21 protein-coding genes are annotated in these 24,771 nt (G+C 70.9%); 14 read left to right on the top strand and 7 right to left on the bottom strand.

Annotated features, from left to right (window positions below):
• The first annotated feature begins 61 nt into the window (after positions 1-61).
• Both proP and ACFVXA_RS07965 read left to right on the top strand, forming a co-directional pair.
• Positions 62-1,570, top strand: a complete 1,509-nt coding sequence (gene proP / locus ACFVXA_RS07960) for a glycine betaine/L-proline transporter ProP (protein WP_389466095.1) — start codon at positions 62-64, stop codon at positions 1,568-1,570.
• A gap of 253 nt (positions 1,571-1,823) precedes the next feature.
• The gene (locus tag ACFVXA_RS07965) at positions 1,824-2,429 is read left to right on the top strand and encodes a GPP34 family phosphoprotein (RefSeq protein WP_383742456.1); all 606 of its coding nucleotides are present in this window, start codon (positions 1,824-1,826) and stop codon (positions 2,427-2,429) included.
• A 65-nt stretch (positions 2,430-2,494) separates the two neighbouring features.
• Here ACFVXA_RS07965 and ACFVXA_RS07970 read toward each other — a convergent pair whose 3' ends face one another.
• Together ACFVXA_RS07970 and ACFVXA_RS07975 are read right to left on the bottom strand one after the other, a co-directional pair.
• Positions 2,495-3,676, bottom strand: coding sequence for a hypothetical protein (locus ACFVXA_RS07970; RefSeq protein WP_390024239.1), 1,182 nt, complete (start codon positions 3,674-3,676; stop codon positions 2,495-2,497).
• A gap of 314 nt (positions 3,677-3,990) precedes the next feature.
• On the bottom strand, positions 3,991-5,133 hold the full coding sequence (locus tag ACFVXA_RS07975; RefSeq protein ID WP_390024241.1) for a S1 family peptidase: 1,143 nt from the start codon (positions 5,131-5,133) through the stop codon (positions 3,991-3,993).
• 408 nt (positions 5,134-5,541) lie between these two features.
• Between ACFVXA_RS07975 and ACFVXA_RS07980 the strand changes: the two genes are divergently transcribed.
• A complete protein-coding gene (locus ACFVXA_RS07980) occupies positions 5,542-6,195 on the top strand; it encodes a hypothetical protein (protein ID WP_390024243.1) in 654 nt (217 codons plus the stop codon).
• A gap of 114 nt (positions 6,196-6,309) precedes the next feature.
• On the opposite strand, the gene ACFVXA_RS07985 is transcribed toward ACFVXA_RS07980, so the two are convergent.
• Together ACFVXA_RS07985 and ACFVXA_RS07990 are read right to left on the bottom strand one after the other, a co-directional pair.
• On the bottom strand, positions 6,310-6,612 hold the full coding sequence (locus ACFVXA_RS07985) for a hypothetical protein (protein ID WP_390024444.1): 303 nt from the start codon (positions 6,610-6,612) through the stop codon (positions 6,310-6,312).
• Positions 6,613-6,957: 345 nt separating this feature from the next.
• Positions 6,958-7,275 (bottom strand): hypothetical protein, encoded by a 318-nt coding sequence (locus tag ACFVXA_RS07990; protein WP_362021214.1) that lies wholly within the window; start codon positions 7,273-7,275, stop codon positions 6,958-6,960.
• 484 nt (positions 7,276-7,759) lie between these two features.
• On the opposite strand from ACFVXA_RS07990, the gene ACFVXA_RS07995 reads away from it, so the two are divergent.
• The 4 genes from ACFVXA_RS07995 (at position 7,760) to ACFVXA_RS08010 (ending at position 12,866) form a co-directional block, all read left to right on the top strand.
• On the top strand, positions 7,760-9,883 hold the full coding sequence (locus ACFVXA_RS07995; protein ID WP_390024245.1) for a DUF1996 domain-containing protein: 2,124 nt from the start codon (positions 7,760-7,762) through the stop codon (positions 9,881-9,883).
• Positions 9,884-10,081: 198 nt separating this feature from the next.
• Entirely contained in the window at positions 10,082-10,621 is a 540-nt protein-coding gene (locus ACFVXA_RS08000; RefSeq protein ID WP_389746833.1) for an AAA family ATPase, read from the top strand.
• A gap of 265 nt (positions 10,622-10,886) precedes the next feature.
• Positions 10,887-11,756, top strand: coding sequence for a nuclease (locus tag ACFVXA_RS08005; protein ID WP_390024247.1), 870 nt, complete (start codon positions 10,887-10,889; stop codon positions 11,754-11,756).
• Positions 11,757-11,879: 123 nt separating this feature from the next.
• The gene (locus ACFVXA_RS08010; protein ID WP_390024249.1) at positions 11,880-12,866 is read left to right on the top strand and encodes a hypothetical protein; all 987 of its coding nucleotides are present in this window, start codon (positions 11,880-11,882) and stop codon (positions 12,864-12,866) included.
• Between the two features lie 197 nt (positions 12,867-13,063).
• On the opposite strand, the gene ACFVXA_RS08015 is transcribed toward ACFVXA_RS08010, so the two are convergent.
• Positions 13,064-15,856, bottom strand: a complete 2,793-nt coding sequence (locus ACFVXA_RS08015; protein WP_390024251.1) for a hypothetical protein — start codon at positions 15,854-15,856, stop codon at positions 13,064-13,066.
• Positions 15,857-16,277: 421 nt separating this feature from the next.
• Here ACFVXA_RS08015 and ACFVXA_RS08020 point away from each other — a divergent pair, with 421 nt between their 5' ends.
• The 6 genes from ACFVXA_RS08020 (at position 16,278) to ACFVXA_RS08045 (ending at position 22,126) form a co-directional block, all read left to right on the top strand.
• A complete protein-coding gene (locus tag ACFVXA_RS08020) occupies positions 16,278-16,709 on the top strand; it encodes a hypothetical protein (protein ID WP_362021195.1) in 432 nt (143 codons plus the stop codon).
• A 263-nt stretch (positions 16,710-16,972) separates the two neighbouring features.
• A complete protein-coding gene (locus ACFVXA_RS08025) occupies positions 16,973-17,818 on the top strand; it encodes an MIP/aquaporin family protein (RefSeq protein WP_362021192.1) in 846 nt (281 codons plus the stop codon).
• A 24-nt stretch (positions 17,819-17,842) separates the two neighbouring features.
• Positions 17,843-19,360, top strand: coding sequence for a glycerol kinase GlpK (glpK, locus tag ACFVXA_RS08030; protein ID WP_362021189.1), 1,518 nt, complete (start codon positions 17,843-17,845; stop codon positions 19,358-19,360).
• A 219-nt stretch (positions 19,361-19,579) separates the two neighbouring features.
• Positions 19,580-20,746 (top strand): AI-2E family transporter, encoded by a 1,167-nt coding sequence (locus ACFVXA_RS08035; RefSeq protein WP_383742431.1) that lies wholly within the window; start codon positions 19,580-19,582, stop codon positions 20,744-20,746.
• 160 nt (positions 20,747-20,906) lie between these two features.
• Positions 20,907-21,464, top strand: coding sequence for a hypothetical protein (locus tag ACFVXA_RS08040; RefSeq protein ID WP_362021184.1), 558 nt, complete (start codon positions 20,907-20,909; stop codon positions 21,462-21,464).
• Between the two features lie 68 nt (positions 21,465-21,532).
• Positions 21,533-22,126 (top strand): hypothetical protein, encoded by a 594-nt coding sequence (locus tag ACFVXA_RS08045; RefSeq protein WP_362021181.1) that lies wholly within the window; start codon positions 21,533-21,535, stop codon positions 22,124-22,126.
• A gap of 239 nt (positions 22,127-22,365) precedes the next feature.
• On the opposite strand, the gene ACFVXA_RS08050 is transcribed toward ACFVXA_RS08045, so the two are convergent.
• Positions 22,366-22,872, bottom strand: a complete 507-nt coding sequence (locus ACFVXA_RS08050) for a DUF5709 domain-containing protein (protein ID WP_390024424.1) — start codon at positions 22,870-22,872, stop codon at positions 22,366-22,368.
• A 275-nt stretch (positions 22,873-23,147) separates the two neighbouring features.
• On the opposite strand from ACFVXA_RS08050, the gene ACFVXA_RS08055 reads away from it, so the two are divergent.
• Positions 23,148-23,546, top strand: a complete 399-nt coding sequence (locus ACFVXA_RS08055) for a DUF3662 domain-containing protein (protein ID WP_362021179.1) — start codon at positions 23,148-23,150, stop codon at positions 23,544-23,546.
• A 185-nt stretch (positions 23,547-23,731) separates the two neighbouring features.
• On the opposite strand, the gene ACFVXA_RS08060 is transcribed toward ACFVXA_RS08055, so the two are convergent.
• Positions 23,732-24,601: an endonuclease/exonuclease/phosphatase family protein gene (locus ACFVXA_RS08060; protein WP_362021176.1), complete on the bottom strand. Its 870-nt coding sequence runs from the start codon at positions 24,599-24,601 to the stop codon at positions 23,732-23,734.
• Positions 24,602-24,771: the final 170 nt, after the last annotated feature.

Genomic DNA, 24,771 nt, shown 5'->3' on the forward strand with positions numbered 1-24,771 from the left:
CCGCCACGAGTGAGCAAGCGAGTTCCCGGACAGTCGACCGTGCCGGCAGAAAGGACCCTTCATGGCAGCCACCGAGACCGATCCCGTCGAGGCCGGCGTCGATCCGGAGGCCGTCAAGCGGCACCGCACCCTGTTCAGGGCGGTGAGACGGCGCAGGAACCCGCCGCTGCGGCGCACCGACATCACGGTCACCGACGAGGCGGCGGTGAAGCGCGCGGTGAAGGCGGCCTCGCTCGGCAACGCCATGGAGTGGTTCGACTTCGGCATCTACAGTTACCTCGCCGTCACCATCGGTCATGTCTTCTTCCCGTCCGGGAACGGCACCGTCCAGCTCCTCTCGTCGTTCGCCACCTTCGCGGTCTCGTTCCTGGTGCGCCCGGTCGGCGGCATGGTCTTCGGCCCGATGGGGGACCGGATCGGGCGGAAGAAGGTGCTGGCACTGACCATGATCATGATGGCGGTCGGCACCTTCGCCATCGGACTGATCCCGTCGTACGCCGCCATCGGCTTCTGGGCTCCCGTGCTGCTGATCCTCTTCCGGCTCGTGCAGGGCTTCTCGACCGGCGGTGAGTACGGCGGCGCCTCCACGTTCATCGCCGAGTACGCGCCGGACCGGCGCCGAGGGTTCTTCGGCAGCTTCCTGGAGCTGGGCACGCTCGCCGGATACGTGGGGGCGGCCGGCCTGGTGACGGTGCTGACGGGCGTGCTGGGGAGCGGCGGCATGGAGTCCTGGGGCTGGCGGGTGCCGTTCCTGGTGGCCGGTCCCATCGGTCTGGTCGGCCTGTATCTGCGGCTGCGGCTGGACGAGACGCCGGCGTTCCAGAAGCTGGAGGACGAGTCCTCGCACAAGGCGTCCGACGCCGCCTCCGCGGTCGAGGCGACCGCCAAGGGTGACCTGGCGAAGATCTTCCGGGACTACTGGCCGACGCTCATCCTGTGCGTCTGCCTGGTCGGCGCCTACAACATCACCGACTACATGCTGCTGTCGTACATGCCCACGTACCTGTCGGACGAGATGGGCTACAGCGAGACCCACGGGCTGCTCATCCTGATCGCCACGATGGCGGTCCTCATGCTGATCATCAGCCAGGTGGGGAAGCTCTCCGACCGCTTCGGCCGCAAGCCGCTGCTCATGGCGGGCATGCTGGGCTTCCTGGTCCTCTCGGTCCCGGCCTTCCTGCTGGTCCAGCAGGGCGGCCTGGCGGCGGTCTCGGCGGGCATGCTGATGCTCGGTCTCTCCCTGGTCTGCATGCTCGGCACCATGTCGGCGGCCCTTCCCGCGCTGTTCCCGACCCAGGTCCGTTACGGCTCCCTGTCCGTCGGCTACAACCTCTCCGCCTCGCTCTTCGGCGGTACCACCCCCTTGGTGATCACCGCGCTGATCTCCGCCACCGGCAGCGACATGATGCCCGCCTACTACGCGATGGCCGCGGCCCTCGTCGGCGTGATCGCCGTGGCGTGCATGAAGGAGACCGCACAGCAGCCGCTGGCCGGATCCCCGCCCTCCGTCGGCACGCCGGAGGAGGCCGCCGAACTGGTGGAGAGCCAGGCACCGGCACCGAGGTTCTGACGATCACGGAGACCGGCGGACAGCGCCGAGGAGGCCCCCGGGCCCGACGGGCCGTCGGCGACGAGGCGATACTGGAGTCGGACGGAGCGGAAGCTCCTTCGGCCGGGCTTCACGCTCGTCGGGACGGCACGTCGTTCCGTGCTCGTGGAGGGCACTGATCGTGGCAGTTGATCTCGCCGTTCGGCCGCACGCCAGATGCCGGGCCGACCGCGTGGCGACGTGCCGCTGCCGATGACTCCGAGGAGAGCCGTTCATGACCACGGCGAAGGATCTGTTCATCACCGCCCTCGACCCGCGGCCGAGTCCTCCCGTCGGGCAGGGCGACCTGTCGCTCGCACTCGCGGGAGCCGAGCTGATCGATCTCCTCGCTGCGGAGGCCGCCACTCTCGACGGCGACCGCATCGTGCCGAACGTGCACCCGGCGCCGGACGATCGGCTTTTGGGCGAGGCGTCGTCGGCACTGGTCCGGCAGGTGCCGTACGAGCGGGTCGAGGACTGGCTGTGGCGCAGGGGCCGTGACCTCGCCGCGGTCTACCAGGCCGCCCTGGAGGAGGCCGGTGACCTCACTCCCCGACGACGTGGCCGGGCGCTCTTCGGCGCCGACCACCTGACGCCGGCCGATTCGGATGCGCGCAGCCGGGCCATGAGCCGTTGGACGGCGGGAGAGCCCGTGCTCGCCGCCCTCGCGGCGGCCGTCGGGATCCCGAGCGAGCAGCCCACGGACGCACCGGACCTCGACGACGAGGCGGTGACGACCGTGCTGGCCGTCGTCAACGACGCGGTGATGGAACTGGAAGCCGTACGCCAGCGGCGTGCCATCGAAAAAGCGGCCTTCGCCAATATCTGGCGAGGCCCCTGACCACCACGCGGGCGCGGACGAGACGGCCCCCTTGCCGGTCGTGGGCGGTCCGAACCCCGCGGTGATCACTCGGATGTGTCTGGCGTCTCCGGCCTGTCCTCGGCGCCGGGCACATCCTCCGGGAGGGCCGCGTCGCCCGGCGTACGCCGAGACCGCATGGTGTCCGCCACGCGCTGAAGGGTCTTCCCCAGCGGGCTCGGCGACCACTTGCCCCGCCTGTCCCGTCCGTGCGAGATCTCGCCCGCGGCGGAGACCGTGCCCCGGAACTCCTTGAGCTCGGCCAGCGCCGCATGCGCGAGTTCGGTCGCCTCGCGGTACAGGTCGCGGGACTTGGTCATGGCGTCGAGCGCTTCGGCGTAGGAGGCCACCTGCGCGCGTGCCTGCGCCAGTTCCTCTTCGAGGGTCATCAGCCGCCAGTCCGCATGCAGAGCGGTGAGGGCTGCCGCCGCGTCTTCCGGCAGCGGCCACGGCAGGGCGGCATAGCGTACGACCTTGTCCAGGAGCTCAGTCGGCTCCGAACCGTCGAGGAACACACTGCGCACACCGCATTCCTGCTCGTCGTACCCGAGCCGGGCGGGTGTGCCGGGCAGAATGACGGCTCCACCGCGCGGGACCCGCGTCCCCACGTCGTACAGCGCCCAGTTGACGGCCTGGAACTGCTCGGGCGCGGCGCGGTGCTCCACGACCCGATGCCGTAGACCCGGCGGGAGCAGGCGCGTCAGAGGGAGGCGGCCGCCGTCGCCGGGAGTCATCGCCTCATGGACGACGACGTTGATGCTCCAGCTGTGGCGCGCGGCATCCCTGAGCCGGCGACGCAGTACCGCGTCCTCCTTCGGGAGCGGATTGATGTCCTGGAGGCGAAGGCCGGCCACGACGTCGTGGTCCCAGGAGGCGTCGTCCTCATCGGGCCAGAACATCGTCGCGGGGGAGGGCCAGGAGAGATCCCAGGGCTGTTCGGCCTCGGCCGCCAGCGTCCAGCGGCACTCGTTCTCCGCGCGCTCGCGCCCGTCGACGGTGAGTCGCGCCCGTACCGTGACGGCGTCCCGCACGATCCAGCGGGCCTCGAAGACATGGTCGTCGGAGGGCGCGGAACGGTCCGCCTCCCGGAAGTCCTGGATCGTCTCGTTGGTCTTCAGCTTCCGGAGGTTGTCCCGAAGGACCTCCTCGGGGGCGGGTCCGGCGTGGCGCCCGCTTGCCAGCCAGACGGTCTCCGGGGCCGTGGGACGGTCGGTGTGGGTCTTCGGCATGGGTCACTTCGCGGGTGGGGAGCGGTGTGCCCTCCCAGTATGGTCAGCGCAGGTCACGGGGTGAGAGGCGAGGTGTGCGGAGATCACGGACATCCCGGTTTGCGGGGCTCTGCCTGATTTGTTGCCCCTGGGACTCGCTCGTGCCGCTCCGGCAGGCGGGTCGTGCCGCTCCGACACGCGGGTCGTGCCGCTCCGACAGGCGGGTCGTGCCGCTCCGACACGCGGGTCGTGCCGCTCCGACAGGCGGGTCGTGCCGCTCCGACACGTGGCTCGTGTCGGAGCGGTCGGTCGTCGGCGGACGGTGGTCGGCTCGGTCAGGCCGTGTGGAGGGTGAGCCCGTAGCGGTTGAGGATCTCGTTGAGGGGCTGGTACCAGGTCTCGCCACCGCTGGTGCAGTTGCCCCAGCCGCCGGAGGTCACGCCCTGCGCCTGGTCGCCGCTGATGAAGGAGCCACCCGAGTCACCGGGCTCGGCACAGACGTTCGTCTTCGTCATCTGGTGCACGGCGCCCTGGCTGTAGTTGACGGTCTCGTTCTTGGCGAGCACGGTGCCGCAGTGCCAGTGCGAGGTGGAGCCCGAACGGCAGATGGACGCTCCGATCGGCGCCTCGGCCGAGCCGCGGACCAGCTGGTCGGAGACCGTTCCCCAGCCCAGGACCACGGGCACGGTCCACCAGCCGCTGCCGACGTTGACCCAGGCGTAGTCGTTGTCGGGGAAGGAGGAGCCCTGGAAGTTGCCGATGTAGCTGTGGTCCCAGCCGCTCACGCCGGCACCGGCCTGCCCGCAGTGCCCGGCCGTGACGAAGCCGCCGTACACGGAGAAGCCGATGGAGCAGCGCACGTTGCCCGTGTAGTACGGATCTCCGCCGACCGTTCCGGCCGCGAGCGTGCGCGGCGCCTGGCGCACGGTGCGGACGGTCACCGGGCCGGCCTTCCGGGCCCACGCCATGAACGCCCGGACATCGTTGTCATCCTTCCGGTCGGCGGCCACACCGACCACGACCGAGCTGCTCTCGGGGTCGACGTGCCAGCTGGTGACGCCGGACGGTGCGTCGTGGGCGTCGATCCGCACCATGGTGGCGTCGAGCTGCCGCTCGGTGTGCTCGACGAGGGCGACCCGGGCGCCGGTGGCCTCGACGGCCTCCCTCCGGGAGCTGTCGGTGATCGCGACGGTGAGTATGCCGTCCTTCGCTTCGAACCACGAGCCGCCGTAGGAGCCGGCCGCGGCGCGCTCGGCGGCCCGTTGGACGTCTCGCGCGGACGTCTCGGCCGCGAGGCGGGCGGTGGCCTGGTCCTTGGACAGTCCGAAGTCCCGCTGCATGGCGGTCAGCAGGGCCGTGGAGGCCGGGGCGGTGGTGGTGGCGCCGGCTGATTCGGTCGCGGTGGCGTGGGTGTCGGCGGCGGATGCCTGGGTGCCGAGCGCGGCGGCCACGGTGGTCATCAGAAGGGCCACGGACATGCCGGCGCGCAGAACTGTTGTGCGTCTCAAGGGAGTTGCCTCTCGTCGTTCCGGTCGTGGGGAGTGGAGCGGAAGGGCAGGGTGAGAGCGCTCTCACAGGTGTGCGACGACGAGGTTAGCGAGGGACAGCGGTCAGGTCCATGCCAATGACAGCCGCGGCTGTGGATCGACGGGTCGCGGGCGCCCGACCAGAGCGATGTCGGGGTCGCGAGGGCTCGACCAGAGTGGCGTCGGGTGGGGCGGGCCGCGACGGCTTGGCCCCGCTGGCTCGGTGGCCTGCGACGACCGCCGGTCGGGGGTCGACGCCGACCCCTCTCGAACGCGGAGGCGAGTCCGTGAAGCAACCAAGGGACTGTGGATCGGCTCTGACCGGCTGGACTGTCAAGGGCATCGAGAGGGGAAGCGGGCATGCACGCACCCGCACGGGCACGGCCGGTCAGGCTCACTGTCGCGGCGGCTCTGCTCGGCCTGATCACCGTGTCCTGTGGCGGCGGCAGCACCACGCCGAAGTCGCCCGCGTCCCGTACTACCGCCGAACATGGCTACGAAGCGGCGTACGACGCCGGATGGCGTGAAGGCGAACGCCTCTTCAAGGACGGTGGCAAGGGCGCCGGGGTCCGCGAGGTGGTGTGGGGAGGCTGCGTCCGCCGGTCACTTACGGCTCAGCCGCACAACGTCGTGGAGAAGGACCGCGGGGCCTGGGTGCTGGGCTGCAAGCAGGCCGTGGGATCGGGAACGGACCGTCATCCGCCGACCAGGTGGGTGACACGCCGCGAATCCGATCCGGACCTCCTGGCCCGGTTCCGGTCCTGGGCCCTTGCGAACGGAGCGAAGCAGCCCGCGCGGCAGATCGGTCAGGTGGTCCTCGTCCACCTCGGGGACCGGGACTACGACGTCGAACTCGCCACCGCCTACACCGGCACGAGTGCGAAAGCCGGAGTGAAACAGCTGGCAGACGCATTCGCGACCTGGTGGGACGGCGACGACGGCGACAACGCCCGCGCGTGGAACCTCATCGTCTCCGCCCGGGACGGCAAGCACCTCATCACCCGCAACCTTTGACAGGCGATACGGACATCCTGATCGTCCGCGATGCCGGCCACGACGCTCCACGCCTGGCATATCTCCTTCCCGACCTGCCCGTTGAGGCACTCGGGCGGCCGCGCTCGGACCGGGTCATACGCCGGCCCACCACGCGCACGACCGCGTCGCCGCGGGAAATGACCAGGTCGAGGGCAGTGTCGACCAAGGCCGTTCGTCGTGCCGTTCCCGTCGCTCCGCACCCAGGTCCGGGATGCGCGCATGGACCTGGCGCTGGACGCCGGTGAGCAACCGGGCAGGCCTCTCGGAGAGTTCGTCTTCCTCCAGCAGCGCCTGACCGTCGTGAAACGACATCACGCAGCGGGTCGCGGGGGCGCCCGCCGCCATCGTCCCGGCCGGGGAGCCCACAGCCGGGTGCTCGATCCGATGCGTGCGCATGCCGCGACCTCGGTCGCTTCTGTGCTCCGTGGGGCAGACAGGGGAGACCGGGGCCGACACCTCCTGCGACGCGTCCGGCAGCGCGGACAAGGCAGGGGAGGCGCCGACCCTCACGCCGTTCGCGACGGGCCCTCAGGTCGTCGACCGGTACCGCGCCGACATCGTCGTCGGCGCGACGAAGGCACCGACCGGGGCGTACGTGGACCGCGACCATGTGAGCCGCTCGTGGCGAGGCGTCGTACGACCCGCTGCGCGAACGGAACCCGCGGGACGCCACGGAGCGCTGCGCGCCCGCGTACGTCGGCTGACCGCGGTCCCGCGTCGCGGACCGGGAGCCACGGACGGTCAGAATTCGCGGTCGATACCGGTGACGGCGGCCGGCCCCAACGGGGCGTCGTCCTCGGACAAGCCGCTGTCCCGCAGGGCGCCGGTGACGAGGCGCACCGCTTCGGCTTCGGCGCCGCGCATGTCGGAGGCCTCGACTTCCAGGCGGACGGAGAACGTGTGGTTCTCATCGACCGTCAGCAGACTCAGCTCTTCGGTCTCGCCCAGGTCCGTGTTCTGCGGGTCCTGCGGGCGCAGCCTGCGTTCCACGTCGAAACGCGAGGCATCGGAGATGCCGTGGACGAACGTCCCGGGGACGGTGATGACGTAGGTGGTCACAGGCGCTCCTCGCGTGGGGGGTTTCCTCGGTGCTGACGGGTCTGGTGCCTTCCGGAGATGCGGTCGGTGGCGTGATCGCCCGTATACCCCGCATTCTGCGGGACACCCGCGGGGTTCTTCGCGTCGGCGCCCTGCGTGGGGTGCGGTAATCGGGTGGCGTCACGGTCGCCCCACGGCTGACGTTTCGGTTGACCAGCTCTTCGTTTCTCGTCCTCGGCGTCATCGGCACATGGGGTGAGGCAAGGGCGTACGACGTGACGGTGGAGGCGGCTCGTACGGTGGCGCCGTTCTGGTCGGCGGCGCACGCGCAGGTGTACGCGATCGCCCGGAACCCGCGGTGCATCCGCGTGCCCTGGTGCCGGGTGCGTCTGCTTCCTACGAGGTTCCTATGAATCCACGAGGCGATTGAACGCAGCGGAGCGCGTCTGCGTATGGGGCGGGGGATTTCCATGCCGACCCGACCACGACGCGTAGGAGCACTTCCTTGAGACGCAACACGCGCAGACGCCCCAAGGGCGCAAGACGCGCCACCTCTGCAGCAGTCGCGCTGATACTGGGGGGAGGCGGGCTGGTAGCCGCCAACGTCTACGCGTCGGCGACCGAAAGTGGTTCGGCCGAGCAGCCGAACGCGAACGACCACGTCCTGTCGTCGGGGGCCGCCACGATCGACTGCCCGGACGTCGGCAGTCAGCTGACGGCGGTTCCGGACCCGGCGCGGGAGGACGTCGACAAGGAACTCGCCACCCTGGACCAGCAGATCGCCGAGGCCTACCAGCGGCTGCAGAACCAGGCGCAGACCATCGGCCAGGACAGCGGCGCCGTCGACAGCGCGATCATGAATCCGCTGAAGGAGGACCGGGCCGCGGCGATCGACCGGATCGTGAACGTCATCGATCGCGACGGGGACCGCCCGCAGGGGCTGGAGGCACTGGCGGCCTGTACCCTCCGTCCTTCCGGCGACCCGTCCGGCAGCGGTGACAACGCCGGGCAGGGCGGCGCCGGTCAGAGCGGTGACGAACAGAACCAGGGCGGCGATCCGGGTCAGGGCAACCAGCAGAGCGGCAGCGGCGGCCAAGCGGGCAGCGGGGGGCAAGCAGGCAACGGGGGGCAAGCGGGCAACGGACCCGTGGCCGCCGACTTCGCGGACATCAACACCGTCCAGCCCAGCGCGCAGAGCCCGCGGCCCGGGAACGGCGCCTCCCGGGGCGACTTCACCACCAGCTGCGGGGTGAACGCCAACGGCCTGTTCAACTCCGACAACGTGATCGTGGCTCCCGGCGTCACCAACGGTGCCCACCACTTCCATGACTACGTCGGCAACCAGGCCAACAACGCCTTCGCCAGCGACGACGACTTGGCCAACGCCGACACGACGTGCGAGAACAAGGGCGACAAGTCCACCTACTACTGGCCCGTGCTGCGGCTGCAGAACGGCACCCGGGAGCGGGACGCGGGGGCCGCGGGGGGTGGAACCGAAGGCAACGCCGGCGAGATCGTCACTCCCAAAGAGGTCACGTTGACGTTCGTGGGCAACCCGCGCGACAAGGTCACGGCCATGCCGCGACTGCTGCGCATCATCACCGGTGACGCCAAGGCGTTCGTCAACGGAAACGCCAACGCCAACGCCTCGTGGAGCTGCACCGGGTTCGAGGACCGGCAGCTGAAGGACAAGTACCCCATCTGCCCGAAGGGCAGCGACGTGGTCCGCACCTTCAAGTTCCAGAGCTGCTGGGACGGCCAGAACATCGACAGCGCCAACCACCGCACCCATGTGGCCTTCACGGACGCCGAGGGCAACTGCCCCGACAACTTCCGGGCGATTCCGCAGCTGGTGCAGCGCATCGTGTACGACGTCGCCGCGCCGAGCCTGCGGGACGGCGGCCGCACGACACCGTTGTTCGCGGTGGACTCCTTCCCCGAGCAGCTGCACAAGCCGGTCACGGACCACGGCGACTTCATCAATGTCTTCGACGACGACCTCATGCAGGAGATGGTCGGGTGCATCAACGAGGGCCGGCAGTGCGGTTCGGGCGCCGGCCCGGGCACAGGCACCGGTCAGCCCCAGGAGCCGTCCGGCACCGGTCAGCCCCAGGACCCCTCCGGCACCGGTCGACCTCAGGACCCCTCCGCCACCGGGGAGCCGCAGCAGCCTTCGGGATCGGACGCGCCGCAGGAGAAGCCGACAGCCACTCAGGAGGCTCCGTCCGACGGGAAGGGGGACACGCACACCACCGACCCCCAGGGCGGGCAGACCTCCGAGCCCACAGCCGGCACGCCCGCCACCGAACCGGCGGGCGGGGCTTCACCCACAGCCCCCGTCAGCGCGGAACCCAAGGCCGACGTGACGCCGTCCGCCGCCCAGGGCCATGCGGCACCTTCCTCGCAGGGCGGCTCGCACCACGATCACGGCAGCGAAGTGGGCAGCGCCGCGCAGACACCGCCGCCGACCGCCGGGACGGACCCGTCCGCGGCGGCGCAGACCGAACCGCAGGCGGTCCAGGGCGGCCTGGCCGCCACCGGCACACAACTGTGGCCGGCCGCGGTCGGGGCGATCTTCGTGATCGCCGGCTTCGTGCTGCTCCGCCGCATCAGGCGTACGCACATGTGACAGCACGTCTTGAGGGCAAACGCACATGTGACAGCACTCTTGAGGGCGCACGCGCAGACGACAGCACGTCATGAGGGCGCTGAGTATGGACGGGGCCTGCCCGGGCAGGCCCCGTCACTGTTCCCCCCGGGCGCCACCTCGCCGAGGGACGGGAGGGTCGATCTTGCCGATCGATATGCCGCGTGGGGAAGATCGGGCATGAAGAGAATTCTGGTCGCGGGGAGCACCGGCGCAGGAAAGACGACCCTGGCCCGAGCGGTCGCCAGGCGTCGGGCGATTCCTTTCCACGAGATGGACGCGCTGGCCATCGTCGGCCCCGACTGGCGGGAGAACCAGGGGCTGCTCGAGGACGTGTCGCACATCAGCTCCGGCCCTTGCTGGGTCTTCGACTCCTTCGGCCATCCGGCCGTGCGCGAGCTGTTGTGGGACCGTGCGGACACGATCGTGTGGCTGGACTACTCACGGGCGGTGGTCATACGCCGCGTGCTGCGCCGATCAGTCGCCCGCACCCTGTTCCGGCGCCGGATCTTCGGCGGCAACGTCGAGACGGTGCGTTCGTGGTTCAGCGTCGAGCACCCCGTCCGGTGGGCCTGGTCGCAATACGCGGGCCGCAGGGCCGACATCGCCGACCGCTGCGCCGACGAACAGTTCGCGCCCCTCGACGTCATCCACCTCAGGACCCCGCGAGCGGCGAGGGCCTGGCTCGACACCGTAGGTGCGGCCGACCGCCCGAGGTGACCACAGCGCAACCGGTCGCACGCCGCCGGGCGCGAGACACGGCACCCCTGCCCGCCTTCTGCGGCGCCGCGTAGGAGCCGCCCGCCAGATGCGCGACGGCGGTCCCCTCCTTGCATGACTTCCGTACCTATCCGGCTCCTCTCCGGTCCCGTCGGGCCAAGAGCCCGCCATCGTGGAGTGGGTACGGCGACCAAGTGGGCGCTGCCATCAAGCGAGCACTGCCACCGAGCGGGCAGAGCGACCAAGGGATCATGGGGGAACTGCCATGCCGATGCTGCTGATCAAGGGCGCGTACAGGATCGTCGGGGCCAGTCCGGACGGCGACTCGGTGCGCTTCTACCCGGACGACCCCGGGCAGTGGGATCTGCTGCCCGGCCGGAAGGTACGCCGCAACAAGGCCGGTGGTGCCCAGCTCCGGCTGGACGGCATCGACTCTTTGGAGACCCACTACCGCCCGCCGCACGGCCCCGAGCTCCACCAGCCGGCACCGTTCGCCGACCGGGCCGCCGCAGCGCTGCTCGACTGGCTGGGCTTCGCCGACGTGGAGCGCGGCGCCAACGGGATCGTCACGCGCGGCCGGCCGGACTCCGTGCCCGGATACGTCCTGACCCGCAACGCGGACATCCACGGGCGCTGCGTGGCTCTGGCCGGTCGCGGGGGCGAGGCTCCCGGCCCCGGCGGCGGATTCGTCACCGTCACCACCGAGCACCTGCGCGAGACGGCCAACCACCACCAGCTCGGCGAAGGCCTCGCCTACCCCACCTTCTACCGCAATCTCTTCGTCGACCTGCGCCAGGAGCTGACCGCGGCCGCGCAACAGGCGAGGCAGGGCGGCCAGGGGCTGTGGCCCCGGGACCAGACCGAGAGCGGGGCGAAAGTGGAAGGACGCAGCACCCTGACCGACTCGGCGGTGCTGCTGCCCAAACTGTTCCGCCGTCTGGCGGACTACCTCCAGCTCAACGACGGCGACCCCTCCCTGGACGGCTTCCGTGCCTATCTGGGACAGCGCGACGACCGGCTGTTCATCCTCTCCACCGGACAGTGGACGGGCTTCGACACGGTGGTGGAGGTCACCAACGGCGACACCGTGCGGCTCAACCGCCCTGCGGAGGACCTTGTCTTCGACGAGAAGTAGTACCTCACCGCCCCATGGGCCGAGACCGGCTGCCGGGACACTCCGCGAGGCCGGGAAGGACGAGTGGAGGGCGCCGGTGAGACGCTGGAGGGAACGGCGTCGGCGGTCGAGGGAGGTGCGGCCATGAGGCGTCCGGTCGACCGGCGCACGGTGCTGCTCGGCGCCGGCGGGCTGCTGGTGGCTGCCGTCGGCTGTTCGAGATCGACGCCGACCGGAAGCCGCGCCGAACCTGCCTCTTCCGGATCCTCTCCTCGTACGTCCCCTTCGCACTCCGCTCCCTCCTCGGCCCCGTCCCTGCCCGCGACCACGGTGTGGCAGCCGAACCGGGGTGACGTCGAACCCGCCGTGAAGCTGCGGGCCGTGCGCGTCGTCGAGGCCATCGGAGCCTGGACCGCCGGGCAGGGCGGCGCGGCGGCGGCGAAGCGACAGGTCGCCGCGCTCGGTGCGGCGCCCTCACTCGTGGACCAGGCGGGCGCGCTGCTGCCGTCGGCCGACGAGGCGGCGCTCCAAGTGGTCGACGTGCAGTACGGCGGCATTCTGTCCGACTCCGCCAGCGTCCTCGTGGTGTGCCGCCAGTGGGTGCCGGGACGTGCGGGCGGTACCACCGTCGACGTACGGCTGAGCCGTGCGCGGCCCGAGTGGACGGTCACGGCGCTGCACCCGGCGCACCCCGGCGCGGCGGCGTCGTCCTTGCCGGCCGCCGCGCGGCAGGCGCTCGCCGCCCCGCGGATCGTGCTGCCGCCCGCGGCGCAGGCCGACATCCGCGGCGGCGGTGTCCACGCGAGCGTGCTGCGGGCGCTGCTGGAGCTGTCCGGGACGTATCGGATGTACCTCAGCGTGGTGCGCTCCGGGCATCCGCTGGACGTGTTCGGCACCAGCCGGCCCAGTGACCATCCGCGGGGCCGGGCCTTCGACGTGTGGCAGATCGACGGGCACGCGGTGGTCGACCCGGGCACGTCGCGGCGGCTGGTCGAGTCCTTCATGCGGGACGCCGCGGCGGCCGGGTCGTACAACGTGGGCGGCCCCCTCCAGCTGTCGGGGGGCTCCGGCAACCAGTTCTTCTCGGACGCCACGCACCACGACCATGTGCACGTGGGCTTCACGTCCTGAGCCGACGATGAAGGGCGAGCAGGCTCCCGTAGCGGCGGTCCGACCACTCGTCAGGACGTCGGCAGGGGCGCGGTGCGAGCGCGCGGTTGTCCGCACAGCGGCATCCGGAACGGACCAGCGGGTCGGCCGGACCCGGTGCCGGTGAGCGCACGCCCCGAGCGACGGGCGTGCGCTCACCGGTGACCGACTCGGCGGGCCTACGAGGGGTCATGCACCTTTCCGGTGAACACCGGCCCGGTGCGCGGCTGACCCGAGTCGTCGTACACGGTGGTCTGGATTCGCACCGTCTCCTCCGGCTCGGTCAGTCCGTCCGTGACGGTGGGGATGGTCACCTCCGCGTTCGTCCGGCCGGCCGGGACACTGGCCGAGAAGGTGAGTCCGCCCACCGAGGACAGCGGCCGCGACGGCCGCGGTGACGCGCCGGAACTGTCCAGCAGCCACTGGGGGTCGACATCGGTGGTGGACAGTTCCGCGCCACCGGTGACGGGCAGGACGCCGAACTCCGCCAGGATCTCCGTGTCGGCCACCGCGGAGAGGGACACCCGCCAGGTCAGGCGCCGGCCCTCGGCGACCCGGTCGGCGACCGGCGTCACCGTGACGGCGGGCAGCGGGTCGTCGTTGCGGACGGTGACGCCTCCGCGGTGGGCGCCGACGACCGCGCCGCGGACCGCCTTCACGAAGACGTCGTGCGAGACGTCGTAGCCGAAGCGCGTGTTGCCCCGTACCTCGACCGGTACGTCGATGCTGTGGCTGCCGGGCCGGACCGTCACCTCGCGTGCCGTGGCCCCGTCCGAGGCCGGATCGGCGACGAACAGGCGGACCGTGCCGCTGCCGTGCCCGGAGACGTTCACCGGCACGTGGTAGGTCCGCACTCCGGAGTTCCCCTCCTTGACCGTCAACCGGCCGATGTCGACACGGGGCAGCGCGGCGGCCCGCACGGTCGGCGTGCCGGCGCGCCAGCCCCAGGCGTCCATGAGCCAGGCCCGTCCGGACCGGGTGCGCGGGATGAGCTCCAGGGCCGTCACTCGGTGCAGGTCGAGTCCGCCGCGGGTGGCGGCGGTCAGCGGTACGCGGACCTCCTGGCCCCAGAGGGAGGCGGTGCGGTCGGTTCCGGGAAGGCCGTCGAGGCGTACCCGCCCCAGGGTCGCCCGATGGCCCGCGGCGTCGGCGAGGGTGACGTCGAGCCGGGTGTCCCTGGCGTTCGGCGGCACGATCACCCGAAGGGCCAGGGCCTTGGACCCGGCGACGGAGACCGCCCGCGCCGGACGTACCCGCACCGTGGAGCCGGAGCCGGCGGCTGTCCAGTGCAGTGCCACCGCACGCCGGCCGGGCTCCTTCGACGTCTCCCACTGGGCGAAGTGCGGCGAGACGCCTCCCGCGTCCGGATGCAGGCAGGCGGTGGTCGTATCGGTGTCCACCTCCGCGCACAGTCGGCCGCCGTCCACGGCGACCTGGTCGTCCGGCAGGAAAGCCGCCGTCCGGCGTCCGCCGACCGCGTGTGTGAGAACGCGCGCGGGGTCGGCCGAGGGCGCGCGCCGGTTCGAGCCGTCCAGCAGCGGACGCACCCGGTCGTCGCTCGCGACGAACAGCCGTGCCGCTGCGGCGATGTACGTCGCACCGGCGGCCTGCTGCTGACGGGCCGTCAGCCGGGTCGCGGTGCCCGGCGAGCACACCCGGTCCGGCTGGTCCCCGGCCCAGAAGTCGTCCTCCGCCGGTGCCTGGGCCTGTCCCGGCGTCCACTCGGTGTTGAAGAAGTTGTGGTTGGCGCCGACCACGTAGACGGCGCTGTGCAGGGCGGCGCCGCGGCTGACTCCGCGCGTGCCGTCCACGTACATCTCGCCCTGCAGATCGGAGACGTCGCCGTCGCAGCCGGGCAGGATCGTCGCCGACGGCACGTCGGGAGTCGGGTTCTGCCCGAAGATCGTGGGGCCGATGAGGACGGTGCCGCGGATGTGCCAGCGCACCGGGCCCCGGTAGCCGTCCTGGTCGGCCGGCGGCGGGTAGAGGCTGTCCATGGCGGCCCGGTTCACGCCCTCGCCGCCTCGCGAGTGGCCCACCAGCAGGACGCGCGACAGATCGGCCGGTGCCGAGCTCCGTACGATCCGCGGTGCCGAGGCCGGGTGCGCCGCCCAGTCCGCCCAGCGGGCCAAGTGCTGCCGTACCAGCGATGATCGAGCCTGTGCGCCGCCGTCCTCGGCGGCGTAGTCCTGACCGTTGATGCCGTTGGCGGAGAGCGAGACGGTCACGTATCCCTGGGAGGCCAGCAGTTTCTGGTCGTGCAGGTAGCCCCGGTGGCTGGGGATCGGCTTCGACCCCGCGGGGCAGGGCCAGTCGCCGGTCACGTCCTCACCGTGGCCGGTGTAGCAGGTGGAGTGGCGGCCGTGCAGGAACAGGGCCAGCGGGCGGTGCCCCGGGGCGGTGGTGGGCGCGACCACCACCGCGCGCATCTCCACGGGTGCGGCCAACCCGGGCAGCCGCACCGAGGGGAGCGTGTACTCGCCGGTGACCGTCCGGTACGTGCCCGGCTTGCCGGGGTCAACCGCGTTGGCCGGAAGCCGGGTAGGCGGCTGGGTGGTGACCCCCGGTCGTCGGCTCGGCCCGGCCTCGGCGGCGCCTGCCACGTCCAGACGGCGTCCGCCGGCCCGTGCCCGAAGGTCCGACAGCTCCTCACGTCGCGCATCGGGCAGCGCGAGCACGAACGTACGGCCGTCCCGTGAGCCGACCGGCCGTCCGAGCAACCGGTCTCCGGCGTAGAACTCGACACCGGAGTCGCTCACGGGCACCGGATCGTCCGAGCGCCAGACCAGTTGTCTCGCCGCCCCCTCGCCGGTGATCTGCCAGCCCACCGGCAGCTGTCCGCCGGAATCCGCGGAGGGCGCGGACCGTGCGGCACCGGCTGCCGCCGGTTCCGCGTGGCCAACTCCTGGCGATCCCGCCATCATGGCCACTAACGCCGTAGCGGCGACCCCTATTCGCCGGACACGGATCAAAGGTCTTCTCCTCTTGGTCGGCCTGCCCTGTGCGTCCCGGGAAAGATCCCGGAACACTCCCCGCCCCACGAGGACGGAAGCCGAGCCCAAGGGGTTGCCTGACCTCACACGCGCATCGGGCCTGCCTCAACGGCCCAGTGACGGCGTGGCCTTGGTACCTCCGGCGGGCACTCTGCCGTGCGGCCGCGGATTCTCGGCCGGACTCCGGGGCACGCCACGCCCGTGACGGCCGGGCCGTGAGCACCCGGCGGGCGGCGACCGGCGCACAGGCCGGCCGTGGCGGGGCGTGCCGGTTCACCACGTCGTGTCGTCGGATCACCCCCGTCCCCCTGGCGCGCTCCCCGAGCGGCGGTGGACGTGGAGGCGCACCATTCTGGACGGACATGCGATCACGTTGCCGACAATGGGGAAGGCGAGACCCATGAGTGAATCAGAGCAATCGCCGGAAGGCCGGCCCGTGGACCTGTACCTCGATCTGCTCCGCCTCCGCATGACCCCGGCGGACTACGCGTTGCTGCTGCGCATGGTCGACCCCGTGCTCAAGGCGATCGAGGAGGAGCGCGCGGGGCCGATCGAGCTCAGCCTGGACGGCGCTGAGGGGGAGAGCGTCTCGCAGGAGGTCCGTGACGAGGCGTCCCTCGTCGTCGCGGTCGCCGTGACGGGCCGCCTGGACAACCAGATCGTCGAGATCGAGACCGAGGAGGCCGGACCCGTCAGGGTCGTGACGGACTCGGACACCGCCGCTGACCCCGCCAGGTGCCAGGAGATCGCCGACTTCATCGGTGAACGGCACCGCACCGACGAGGAGCTGCGAGGGATCGCGGAGGTGAGTGGCCTGCCCACCGATGTCTGACCTCCGCCCGGTCGGTGTCTGTTGCCTGCACGGCTGATGTCCGACGCCTGCCCGGCTGATGTCCGACGCCCGCCCGGCGCCTGGTTCAGGCAGCCGGGGGACGCCGTCGGGCGGGACGGTCCCCGCGCCGGTCCGAGGGCCCGGAACCAGCCGCCCAGGGGCGCCCGCGATCTTCTGCGGCCCCTCCCGGATCGATCTATGCTCATATGTGGATGACTCGGGCATTCGGCGGCCGGTGCTGAGCCGGCGGGAAGCGGGTTTCCATGGCTGAGCGACTCAAAAACATGGGGCTGATCGGCGAGGTTGCGGCCGAATTCCTCGGCACCATGATTCTCATCCTCTTCGGCGTGGGCGTCGTTGCCCAGGTGGTCGCCGGCGGAGCGCTGACGACACCGCCGGGCGGTCTGGGAAACCACGACAGCATCGCCTGGGCGTGGGGCCTGGGTGTCACCTTCGGCGTCTATGTGGCGGCCCGGCTGAGCGGCGCCCACCTCAACCCCGCGGTGACCGTGGCCCTGGCCGCGTTCAAGGGTTTCCCGTGGAGCAAGGTGGCCCCCTACGCGCTGGCCCAGACGGCCGGCGCCTTCGTGGCGGCCCTCATCGTGCGCTGGAACTACACCGAAGCGCTGGCGAAGGCAGACCCCGGACACACCATCAAGACGCAGTTCGTGTTCTCCACCCTCCCCGCCAACGGCAATCCGAACCTGCCGGTCCACGAGTGGGGCGCGTTCCGCGACCAGGTCATCGGCACCGCCATTCTGCTGCTGCTGATCCTGGCCATCACGGACCTGTTGAACACACCGCCCGGCGCCAACCTGGCCCCGTTCATCATCGGTCTGGTGGTCGTGGGCATCGGCATGGCCTGGGGTACCAACGCGGGTTACGCGATCAACCCGGCGCGTGACTTCGGTCCCCGGCTGGCCAGCTTCATCACGGGGTACGGCACAGCATGGCGAGATCAGTACGGGAACTTCTACTTCTGGGTGCCGATCGTCGGTCCACTGGTCGGCGGTCTGCTCGGAGCGGCCGTGTACAAGTTCTTCATCGGTCGGTTCCTGCCGACGGCGGAGCCGGAGCCTCCCGGGCGCGTCCCCACCCCCGAGGCCTGACCCCCACAACCAGAGGCGGCACCCATGGCTGACTTCGTCGGCGCGGTGGACCAAGGGACCACCAGCACCCGATTCATGATCTTCGACCACGCCGGCAACGAGGTGGCGAAGCATCAACTGGAGCACGCCCAGATCCTTCCGCGCTCCGGGTGGGTCGAGCACGACCCGGTGGAGATTTGGGAACGCACCAACTCGGTGATGCAGAACGCCCTGCGGCACGGAAACCTCTCCCCGGAGGACCTGGCCGCGATCGGCATCACCAATCAACGCGAGACCACCGTGGTCTGGGATCCGCGCAACGGACGTCCCTACTACAACGCCATCGTCTGGCAGGACACGCGCACCGACTCCATCGCCGCGGCCCTGGAACGCTCGGGTCAGGGCGACGTGATCCGCCGCAAGGCGGGGCTGCCACCCGCGACGTACTTCTCCGGCGGCAAGATCCAGTGGATCCTGGAGAACGTCGACGGCGTCCGCGAGGCCGCGGAGCAGGGACACGCCGTCTTCGGCAACACGGACTGCTGGGTCCTGTGGAACCTGACCGGCGGGCCACACGGCGGCATCCACGCCACCGACGTGACCAACGCCAGCCGCACCATGCTGATGGACCTGGAAACCCTCGACTGGGACGACGAGTTGCTGGGCTTCTTCGACATCCCGCGGGCGATGCTGCCCACCATCAACCCCTCCTCGCACCGGGAGGCGTACGGGGTGACGCGCACCACCCGGCCACTGCAGGCCGCCATCCCCATCACCGGGGTGCTCGGCGACCAGCAGGCGGCCACCGTCGGACAGGTCTGCTACGCGCCCGGCGAGGCCAAGAACACCTACGGCACCGGCAACTTCCTGGTGCTCAACACCGGCACGGAGCTGGTCCGTTCGCAGCACGGCCTGCTCACCACGGTGGCGTACCAGTTCGGCGACGACCCCGCGATCTACGCCCTGGAGGGCTCCATCGCGGTCACCGGGTCCGCGGTGCAATGGCTGCGCGACCAGATGAAGATCATCAAGAACGCGGCGGAGAGCGAGACACTCGCCCGTACCGTCGAGGACAACGGCGGCGTGTACTTCGTGCCCGCGTTCTCGGGCCTGTTCGCCCCGTACTGGCGCTCCGACGCCCGCGGTGCGATCGTCGGCCTCGCCCGGTACAACGACAACGGCCACCTGGCCCGGGCCACCCTGGAAGCCATCTGCTACCAGAGCCGCGACGTCGTCGAGGCCATGGAGCAGGACTCCGGAGTCCACCTCGACGTGCTGAAGGTCGACGGCGGTGTGACCGCCAACGACCTGTGCATGCAGATCCAGGCCGACGTCCTCGGCGTACCCGTCAGCCGCCCGGTGGTCGCCGAGACCACCGCGCTCGGCGCCGCCTATGCGGCGGGTCTGGCCACCGGCTTCTGGCGGGACACCGACGAACTGCGCACCCACTGGCAGGAGTCCAAGCGCTGGGAGCCCCAGTGGTCCGAGGACCAGCGCGAGGAGGGGTACGCGGGCTGGAAGAAGGCGGTGGAGCGCACGCTCGACTGGGCCAAGGTCGAATAGCCCGACGTCCCTTGTTCCGTCGTTCATCGGGCCTGCGTGCGGCCGCCACGGCTGGTGAACCGTGGCGGCTGCACGACGTCCAGGCTGTCGAAGAGGCCCGACGGGGAACATACGGGAGGCGGTGGCTCTCAGGTGAACGACGGATCGCGTCGTTCGCGTTCGCGGCGACCGCCGGGTGCGCCCGGCCCGGGGCCCGGCTCCGGTCGCGGCGGGCAGCGGATGCGGTACACCGTGCTGGGCAGCCGGCCGGCCCATGGGGTGGGGGCGGTGGCGCGGGCCCGTACGGCCGGGAAGGCGATGCGGGCTGCCGGGCGGCGCGACGGCGTGGAGGTGAACCCCGGACTGCGGGTGGCCGCGGCGTACGCCTGGCGGCTGCTGGTGCTCGGAGTGGCCGTCTATGTGGTCTTCAGGATCCTGGGGCTCTTGCAGCTGGTCGCCGTGGCGCTGTTCCTCGCACTGGTCGTGACCGCGGTGCTGCGCCCCCTCGCCGATCTGCTCGCACGTCATCTGCCGAGGACCGTGGCAGTCGTGCTGAGTGTGCTGGGGAGCCTGGTGGTCGTCCTGGGGCTGCTGGCGCTGATCGGCAGCCTGGTGGCGGGCGAGTCGGACCAGTTGGGGCAGGAGTTCGCGGGAGGCATCGGGCGGATCGAGCGCTGGCTGGAGGGCTCTCCCTTACATGTGAGCCATACGGTCGTGTCGGATCTCCAGGGCAAGCTGACCACCTTCATCTCGAAGCACCGTTCCGTGCTGATCAGCAGCGCGCTCACCGGCGCCGGCCGGCTGGTGGAGGTGCTTACCGCCGTGGTGCTCGCGCTGTTCTGCTCGCTGTTCTTCATTCATTCCGGGGACAAGTTCTGGCACTGGTTCCAGAAGCTGTTGCCAGAGGGGGCGCGGGACCCATGGGGCCGCGCGGGCCGGGCGGCGTGGCGGACGTTCGCCGGGTACACGCGGGGCATCATCATCGTGGCGGCCACCAATGCCGTACTGGTCGGGATCGCCTTGTTCGTGCTGCGCGTGCCGCTGGCACTGCCGCTGACGCTGCTGGAGTTCTTCGCCGCGTTCATCCCGCTGGTGGGCTCGCCCGTCGCGCTGGCCGTGGCGACCGTCGTCGCGCTGGCTTCGCGCGGGCCGGTCGTCGCGCTGGTGGTGCTCGCGCTGATCGTGGTCATCGGCCAGCTCGAGGGCCATGTGCTGCACCCCCTGGTGCTGAGCTGGGCGGTCCGGCTGCACCCCGTGGTCGTGGCGGTCTCCGTCATCGCCGGCAGCATCCTGGCCGGCGTGATCGGCGCGGTGGTGGCCGTGCCGATGGTGTCGGTCGCCTGGTCCGTGCTCAGCGAGCTGCGGGCACGGCCCGGGCCGGAGCATCCGGGGCGGTCGCCGGGCTGACCCGTCTCCCGCATGTGCCCGGCCGCCTCCTCAAGGCCCCCGGCCGCCTCCTCAAGGTGCCGTCGCGCAGGGCGTTCCGTCCGTTCCGTTTCGATTGGAAAGGTAGGGGGATTCGGTAAGAAAGGGAGCAAATCGGGCGCCCGTGAGGAGGTCTTTCCCGATGTCAACAGGAACACTCCTGGCGATCATCATTCCCATCGTGGTGGTGCTCGCCCTGGTCGCAGTGGCGGCCTCGCTGTTCATGCGCCGCAGGAAGCTGCGCGAACGGTTCGGTCCGGAGTACGAACGGACAGTCGAGAACGCTGACAACCGTATGTCCGCCGAGCGGGAGCTCAAGGCTCGCGAGAAGCGGCACGACTCGCTGGACATCAAGCCGTTGGACAGCAGCGTCAAGGACCGGTACTCCCGGGACTGGACCAGCGTCCAGGAAGAATTCGTGGACCATCCGGAGGGGGCCGTGCACGACGCGGACCGTCTGGTGACCTCCCTGATGCACGAGCGCGGCTATCCGACCCAGGGCTTCGAGCAGCAGATCAAGGACCTCTCGGTCGAGCACGGCCGCACCTTGGAGCACTACCGCGTCGCCCATGAGGTGGACGAGCTCAGCAGCCGGCACCAGGCCACCACCGAGCAGTTGCGGGGTGCCATGGTGCACTACCGCGCCCTCTTCGACGAGCTGCTCTCCGACGGAGGCCAAGCCCGTCACGCCCGTGCTTGAGCGGCTCGGCGCCTGCCCCACCGTCCCGATCCGGGACACCGAGGCGCCCAGGAACGGAGGAGAGAAAGATGAAGCGTCAAGACATACCTGACACGGCGTCCGCCAGTGGCCTGTCCACCGACGATCTTGCCCAGCCCCGCGACCGGACGACGGAGAACGCGGCGGGCCCACCGTCCGAAGCCCCGACCTTCCCTGGTGAGAGCACGCGGACGGCGAGCGAGTCCACCGAGCCTGAGGACAGGGACGAGGACTCCGACACCACGAGCGGGGCCGGGCTCTCGGACGTCCGGACCGAGGACACGCAGAGCGAGGACACGCAGAGCGAGGACGCCCAGACCAAGGACGCCCAGACCAAGGACGCCCGAACCGAGGACGCCGACGCGGGGGATGAGACTCCCCAGCTCCTGTCCACGGAGGACGAGGAAGGGTTCCGCGCGCGCTGGCAGGAGGTGCAGAACCAGTTCGTCGACGACCCGCGCGACGCCGTGCACACCGCCGACGCCCTCGTCGCTGACGTGATGCAGAGGCTCGCCGCCACCTTCGCGGATCACAAACAGGAACTGGAAGGACAGTGGAATCGGGGCGAGCAGGCGAACACCGAGGACCTGCGGCTGGCACTGCGCCACTACCGTTCGTTCTTCAACCGCTTGTTGGTCACCTGAGTGGACGCCAGGCGTGGGCGCCTCTGCGCCCCCGGTCATCGCGACTGACCTGCGTCAGCGCAACTGACCCGCTCATCGCGATCGCCCTGCCCATGGCGACCGCCTTGCCCCAGGCCATCGCCGGAGAAGCCGGCCTTGACCTGGGGCACGTCGTGGCGACAACGGCCTCCAGGGCGCACCACCTTGGTTCGCGGGTGACGGCGGTGCCGACCGCTATGAGGAGTCGGCGGTGCCGACCGCTATGAGGAGTCGTCCTCGTCCGCGTCCGGGATCAGATGAACGGCCGCCTCCTCCGCCGAGGCAGCGCCACCGTCGATGCCGACGTCCTCGGAGAGCATGTCCTGCTCGGCGTCGTCGTGAGCGGCCCGGCCCGGGGCGGCGAGAAGGCCCGCGCGATCCGCCCCCGCCTCGTCGTCCAGCGGCTCACCTTCCCCGCCCGGGAGGTCTCCGACGTCGTCGTCCGTGTCAGGCTCCTCCAGCGCCGGGTCGGGGCGCTCCTCGGCCAGCCGCTGATCCAGGGTCTCGCCCTCCCGCTGTTCACGTGCGGTCGTGCCCTGGTGCTCCACACCCAGCGGCCGCTCGGGCGGCGACCAGCCTTCGTCGTAGGGATCGCTGTCCCGGCCGTTGAGCGTGTCCTCCGGATCGAGGATGCCCTCGTCCTCACGGCTGTCGGGGCCCGCGGGCTGGTAGACCACGTCGCCCATGACGTCTTCGACGTCGTCGCTGTCGTCGTTCTCGCGGACCATGATGCGGGTGACCTTCCGGACGGACTTCTGTGCCTTGCAGCCCACGTATCCAGGCTGACCCAGGCCACACGTTCCGGCATGCCGAGGATCACGGCGAACACGGTGTGTCACTGCCGCTGTACAGGGGCTGCCGGCTTCCCGGGAACCGTCCTGACGGAGGCCCCTGCTCCGGCCCGTCCCGCTTACGCATGACTCGATCGCCGCTGCCGGGGCACCCGACCGACGGCATGTCGAAGAAGGACGAAGGAAGAAGCGAGCAGGAGGAGAGGGAGAGCGTGAGCACGCTGACTGGCATGGAGCGAGCACTGGAACGCTTCGGATCCGCGCTGCTCGCGCAGATCCGCCCCAAGAACCCGGTCGAACTCGTCGAGGCCCTGTGCCGGGAGTGCGACGACAACATCGTCGTGTGCAGCGAGAGCCGCGTCGTCGTCCCCAACGCCTATGAGGTCGAGCTGGCCGCATTCGCCCACGACGAACTGGAGCGGAACGGGGGACGCGTCGACCAGGTGCTCACCGACAGTCTGGCCCGCCACGGGGATCTCAAGGGCTACGAGTGGGCCGGCCCCCTCACGGTGCATGTCACCAGGTCCCGCAACGTACCCAACGGCCGGTTCCGCGTGGCGAGCCGCGCCACGCAGCAGGTGCGCGCCTACGCGCCACCCCGCTGGGCCTGAACCGAGACGCGGCGAGCGCCTGACCCGCATCACCGCCACGTTCGCCACCCGGTGGTGGCACTGGTTCTTCTTCGCCCGGCCGGACATCCCCGCACGCGTCATCGACGCCGACCCGCGGGAGTGGGCACCCGACGCGCGCGGTCACGGAATCGACTCCGGGCACCACGTGCCCGAACCAGCGGAGTTCACAGGGACACCTCGACCACCAGGGGTCGGTGGTCCGAGATCGCCGTCCTCGGAGTACGCGCGGTGCCGACAGCCTCCACCCCCACCCCCTGCGCCAGCGCATGGTCGAACTGCACGACCGGCCGGTGTGCGGGATAGGTGGGCCTACGGGCCAGGTCCCGCCACCCGCCCGGCCGTACGGGACTCATCAGCCCCGTAGCGTTGAGCACCGCTCGGGGAATCGCGCCGATCAGGTTGAAGTCGCCCAGCAGCACGTGCGGGTGGGGGAGATCGGCGATCCAGTCGCGGACGACGAGCAACTGCCTGATGTTCCAACCCGGTACGAACGACAGATGGAGCGCCACGACCGTCAACGTGCCGTGGCGTCCCTCGAGTACGGCGGCCAGCGCCGCGCGCGGCTGGTCCCGGACCCGGGTGAGACCGGGCCGTCCCGCCACTCGAAGGGGCAGCCCGAGGGGCGCCGGGGCCAACCGCCGTGCCCGCCACACCCGCACCGGCAGGCGGGACATCAACGCGACGCCATGTGAAGGGACTTCGCCTTGCGAAGGCGCGTCCCGCGGACCGTGCACACGCAGGCCGCGTTCGGACGGATCGAGGACCCACCCCCGGTCCGGCGTGGAACGGCCGTGCACGGCTGCCGCGTAGCGCCAGTCCCGCATTCCCGCCGCGGCGGCGGCGACCGCCGCCTGGTCCACCCGGCCCGAGCGCTCCTGGAGACGATCCAGCTCCTGCAGTGCCAGTACGTCGGCGTTCAAGGAAGCGACGGCTTCGGCGAGCGGTGCCTCGGCCGCGACGGTGGCCGGGACGGCCACCGGGCGCCCGTCCTGGATCCGCCGACCGTGCAGCACGTTGAACGTAGCGAGTCTCACCGGCCCGAAGCCCTCCGTCGATCGCCGCGTGGACCACGAAATGTACGCCTTCGTCTCCGCGACGCGTCACCGGGCACCATCGCAGCCTCAGTTCCTCATACGAGCGCCCGCGGGGGCCGGGGGGGGGGGCCGGGGGCGGGGCCAGGGGCCAGCGGGCCTGAGGGTCAGCG

The organism is Streptomyces sp. NPDC058246 (assembly GCF_042881985.1).
In the GTDB taxonomy this organism is placed as follows: domain Bacteria; phylum Actinomycetota; class Actinomycetes; order Streptomycetales; family Streptomycetaceae; genus Streptomyces.